At 62.0% G+C, this 3,293-nt stretch carries 6 protein-coding genes; 2 read left to right on the top strand and 4 right to left on the bottom strand.

The window, feature by feature from the left end; all coding sequences use genetic code 11:
• Nucleotides 1-60: 60 nt before the first annotated feature.
• Complete coding sequence (locus CQY20_RS33455) at nucleotides 61-270, bottom strand: hypothetical protein (protein WP_097945614.1); 210 nt, start codon at nucleotides 268-270, stop codon at nucleotides 61-63.
• A gap of 401 nt (nucleotides 271-671) precedes the next feature.
• Between CQY20_RS33455 and CQY20_RS33450 the strand changes: the two genes are divergently transcribed.
• Together CQY20_RS33450 and CQY20_RS33445 are read left to right on the top strand one after the other, a co-directional pair.
• Entirely contained in the window at nucleotides 672-1,058 is a 387-nt protein-coding gene (locus CQY20_RS33450; RefSeq protein ID WP_097945611.1) for a hypothetical protein, read from the top strand.
• A complete protein-coding gene (locus tag CQY20_RS33445; protein WP_097945608.1) occupies nucleotides 1,055-1,666 on the top strand; it encodes a metallophosphoesterase family protein in 612 nt (203 codons plus the stop codon). The genes CQY20_RS33450 and CQY20_RS33445 overlap by 4 nt, the downstream gene beginning before the upstream one ends.
• On the opposite strand, the gene CQY20_RS33440 is transcribed toward CQY20_RS33445, so the two are convergent.
• The 3 genes from CQY20_RS33440 to CQY20_RS33430 all read right to left on the bottom strand — a co-directional run bounded on the left by CQY20_RS33440 (nucleotide 1,655) and on the right by CQY20_RS33430 (nucleotide 2,623).
• Complete coding sequence (locus CQY20_RS33440) at nucleotides 1,655-1,975, bottom strand: type II toxin-antitoxin system PemK/MazF family toxin (RefSeq protein ID WP_097945605.1); 321 nt, start codon at nucleotides 1,973-1,975, stop codon at nucleotides 1,655-1,657. The genes CQY20_RS33445 and CQY20_RS33440 overlap by 12 nt on opposite strands.
• A complete protein-coding gene (locus CQY20_RS33435; RefSeq protein ID WP_095795361.1) occupies nucleotides 1,972-2,181 on the bottom strand; it encodes an antitoxin MazE-like protein in 210 nt (69 codons plus the stop codon). The genes CQY20_RS33440 and CQY20_RS33435 overlap by 4 nt, the downstream gene beginning before the upstream one ends.
• Before the next feature lie 70 nt (nucleotides 2,182-2,251).
• The gene (locus CQY20_RS33430) at nucleotides 2,252-2,623 is read right to left on the bottom strand and encodes a hypothetical protein (protein ID WP_234816540.1); all 372 of its coding nucleotides are present in this window, start codon (nucleotides 2,621-2,623) and stop codon (nucleotides 2,252-2,254) included.
• Nucleotides 2,624-3,293 lie beyond the last annotated feature (670 nt).

Below are 3,293 nucleotides of genomic sequence, written 5' to 3'. Positions count from 1 at the left end.
ACAACCGCACCGGCGAGTCGGGCGGACGGGGCCAAAACAGACCGTCCTACCGGGGCCAAATCAACCTGTCACAGCCAGGTGGTCGAGCAGGAACACCAGCGCCAGCACCGGCTGCTGTTCCAGCGACGTGTCGACCTTCGGCCACGCCGCCGTCCCGTCCAGCGCGGCCTCCAGGCCGATCAACCTTGCCAGGTCCCGGCGCAGCTCGCCGAATGCCTTGTAGCTCATGGCGAAGTCCACGGTGTCGCCTGTGCGGATCAACAGACCCATTTCAACCCCTCGATAGCTGCGTGCGTATGTGCATGCAACTATACAAGCATGCTTGCGTGCATGCAATCGGTGCGCGGCGACCCGTACTGAGCGCGTAACTGCGCGACGATGGCGGGTCCGGGGGTGTGCTCAGCGCCGATGAGTTGAAGCCCGAGGGTGAGTGCGGTGTTGAGTCGCTGCGAGGCAGCGTTGAAGTGCGCCATGTTCGGCTGTGTTTGGTACCTGTGCAGAGCTTCGATGGCGTGCGCGAGAGCGCGCCTGCACTGCTCTGTTGTTGCTGCCGCTGGGTTGGTCGGTAACGTCATCTGTCCCGATTTCTACTATCACTGTCCCAAAGTTGTCACTATGGCAAGTGTCCCAGATTTGTCGTGCTGTGTCTAGAAATTGATAGTCTGAGATGTGTGTTCGATGATCTGTCAGGCGAGGAGATCGCCACGCAGCAAGACCGCATCGCTGCCGCCGCGTTGGCGTCGGCTCGCCGGGTCGCGTCCACTTGTCTTGCTGATGGGCCGGGGCTGGGGCTTGAACCGGATCGCATTACTGATGTGCTGATTCGGCGCGATGCGGCTGATCCGGTGTTTGAGCGATTAGCGCCTTTTGAGGAGCGGTGGGCGCTGCTGGTGATCCGCTTGCTCCACGCGGTTTTGGACCCGGCTCCTGCGGTGGCAGATGCCCACGCGCGGGGTGCGTCGTGGGCGGATATTGGTGGGGCGCTGGGCATTGCACGTCAGACCGCACATAACCGCTTCAGCGGCAAGGTTGTAAGTGAGGAACTGGTTCCAAAGTGAGTCGCACTGAGGTGTGGTGCACAGCAGATCTGCATATCGGGCATCGCCTGGTGGCGGGACTGCGTGGGTTTGATGACCCGGCTGAGCATGATGGAGAGCTGGCTAGCCGCTGGGACGGACAGGTGGCTGACACCGACGTGGTGTGGGTTCTCGGGGACATCTCCGGTGGCGGTCGGGTCAGCCAGGAGCGGGCGTTAGCGTGGGTTGCCGAGCGACCTGGCGTGAAGCGGCTGGTGGCCGGCAACCACGACGGGGTACACCCGATGCACGCCAACGCACACAAGATGCTGCCTGCGTATCTGGAAGTGTTCGCCTCGGTGCAGCAGTCGGCGCGACGAAGGTTGGCCGGCCGCGAGCTGCTGATGTCGCATTTTCCGTATTTGGGCAGCGAGAGCCCTGACGACCGCGGCGCCAGATTCAATCAGTGGCGGTTCCCGGATCTGGGAGCATGGCTGCTGCACGGGCACACTCATAGCGCGCAGTCGCGCGGCCCTGGCCGCGCGATTCATGTCGGGCTAGACGCCTGGAATCTGACTCCGGTGTCGTTGAATACGGTCGTGCAGATCGTGACCGCTGACGAATCCGAGTGCCTCGGCTCAGGAGGCTAGGCCGAGGAACACCATGAGTGAGCGTTCGATGTCGGCCATGAGCGTGGTGGGCACACGGCCGATCCGCGTGCCGAGGTTCGACCGGCGGACTGTGGTGATTTTGTCGATCATGGCGAAGCTGGGCTGAGTGATGCCGGTGGTCGTGGGGATCGCGATGCGCGTTGTCGGTGCGTCGGCCACGGTGGTGGTCAGTGGGATGACGACGATCGATTCTGTCGCGTCGAAAAGGTCGTCTTGGATGATGAGCGCCGGCCGGGGTTTGGCGGCGTAGACGCCGCCTGAGACGGTCCAGAGTTCGCCGCGGGTCACTCGTCGTCGGCCAGCTCGGAGATGGCCTCAACGAAGTCCATGTCGTCGCTGTGCCGGTCGGCTTCGGCCAGTGCTAGCGCTTCGCGGTGTGCTTCTGCGGCGAACTGCGCCGACCGGACGTCGGGCACCCACACTTGTACGGGGCGGTACCCGCGTTCACGCATGCGCCGGCGGTAGTCGCTGGCCCGCCGTGTCGATGTAGCCATACCTCAACTGTTGCATGAAACGTACGTTGCATGCAACACCGTGGGTTTTTGCGTGGTTGGGCGGACGGGGTTATTGACTGCGCTGCCGGTCGATCTCCGCTAGCGCGGCCTGCAAGGCATCCACGCTCGGCGGATTGTGCACTCGGGCCGAGGTTTCGGCATCCAATTCATAGACGCCGGTGATCGGACCTTCGGCGAGATGTTTACGTACCGCGGTGAGTTGCCAGTCAGTGTCGGCGTCGGCGCTCATGCGTTGGCGCTGCTGGAATCCCAACCGGTCACGGACGGTCGTCTCATCGGGTCCGGTGACTTCCCACTCCGCACCGGGGTAGCGGGCTGTCCAGGTGCCGTCATCGCCTCGGGTGATGATCGGAACGAAGACAAACGTCACTCCGGTGGTGCGCATCAGATCCGCCATATCAGCGCGGGTTTCGACATTCACCAAGCGCTCGGTCCCTTCTCACGCGGCGTCCTTGCCCATTGTCACCCCCCGCTGGCTGCTTACGCGGTGGGGGATTGGGTGGCGTTGGGTGAGGTGTTGGGGCCGGCGATTGCTGAGCAGGTGGAGTGGGCGGGTGAGGCTGATCGGTGGTTTGAGGTTGAGGTGATCACGGACGTGACGCTCCACTGACCCGAGCGATGGCATGCATTGGTGCGTGCATGCACACACGCATGCGAGCATGTAAAGATGTGTGTCGGGAACACTTCTAGCTAACTCAAGGTCGGCAGATCGGCAGGTAGTAATAGTTAGCTAATGAGGCGTAGCCGAATGGTGCCAGAAATGGTAGAATCAACGAAAGATGTTGTTAGATAAGAAAATACAGGTATAGTCGAATCGGCGCAGCCGAGACGACGAGAGATTAAGACACAGGAAATAAACGAAAAATGTTGAATAACAATAAGAGTCAACGAACCAACCAAGTTGGGCGCAGCCCAACAAATAACCTGAGAAGAACGAAAATTGTTGATACACAACATAATTAACCAACCAGCAAAGAGCGCCGCAGGCGCTCGTCAGAGTTTGCCGGGCGCAGCCCGGCCCTTCAACCCGGCGAAGCCGGGGGGGGGGGGGCCGGGTGGGCGCGGGGGGGGGGCGGGGGGGGGGGGGGGGG

This window comes from Mycolicibacterium agri, from assembly GCF_002553505.1.
Lineage (GTDB): Bacteria > Actinomycetota > Actinomycetes > Mycobacteriales > Mycobacteriaceae > Mycobacterium > Mycobacterium agri.
This window is presented reverse-complemented; position numbering and strand designations above follow the sequence as displayed.